At 54.3% G+C, this 724-nt stretch carries 1 pseudogene; it reads left to right on the top strand.

The features are described from left to right. Positions 1-190 precede the first annotated feature (190 nt). Positions 191-708 (top strand): annotated as a pseudogene (locus AU511_RS17030) (Hcp family type VI secretion system effector). Positions 709-724: the final 16 nt, after the last annotated feature.

The raw sequence follows: 724 nt of genomic DNA, 5'->3' as shown, positions 1-724 counted from the left end.
AGCACAAATCACTTTTTGCGCAATGTTTGCAAACGATCTGCGCATCTTGCGCAATATTTTGCGCGAGTTTTGGTTAGGGAAAATCCTGTATTTTAAATTCCGTTATAAAACAGTGAGATAAAAGTTGGCATAGCCATTGCATTGCTAAGCGGGCGAAAGTAAAAACCGTTCAACAACAAGGAGCATGACTATGCCAACCCCATGTTATATCAGCATTGAAGGGAAAACTCAGGGCAACATCACCGCCGGTGCCTTCACTTCCGACTCCGTCGGCAACATCTATGTGCAGGGCCACGAAGATGAAATGCTGGTGCAGGAATTTAAGCACATCGTCACCGTCCCGACTGACCCGCAGTCCGGTCAGCCGTCCGGCCAGCGTGTGCACAAGCCGTTCAAATTCACCGTGGCGCTGAACAAAGCCGTCCCGCTGATGTACAACTCCCTGGCGTCCGGCGAAATGCTGCCGACCGTGACCCTGAAATGGTACCGCACCTCGGTGAAGGCAAGCAGGAGCACTTCTTCTCCACCACGCTGACCGACGCCACCATCGTGGACATCGACTGCCAGATGCCGCACTGCCAGGACCCGTCCAAACTGGACTACACCCAGCTTATCCAGGTGTCCATGTCCTACCGCAAAATCGACTGGGAACACACCGTCGCCGGGACTTCAGGTTCCGATGACTGGCGTGCGCCGGTCGAAGCGTAATGCCGACCACCCGGGC

This window comes from Lonsdalea iberica (genome assembly GCF_002111585.1).
In the GTDB taxonomy this organism is placed as follows: Bacteria; Pseudomonadota; Gammaproteobacteria; order Enterobacterales; family Enterobacteriaceae; genus Lonsdalea; species Lonsdalea iberica.
Note: the sequence above shows the minus strand (reverse complement) of the source record. Positions and strands in the feature narration are given on the sequence as shown.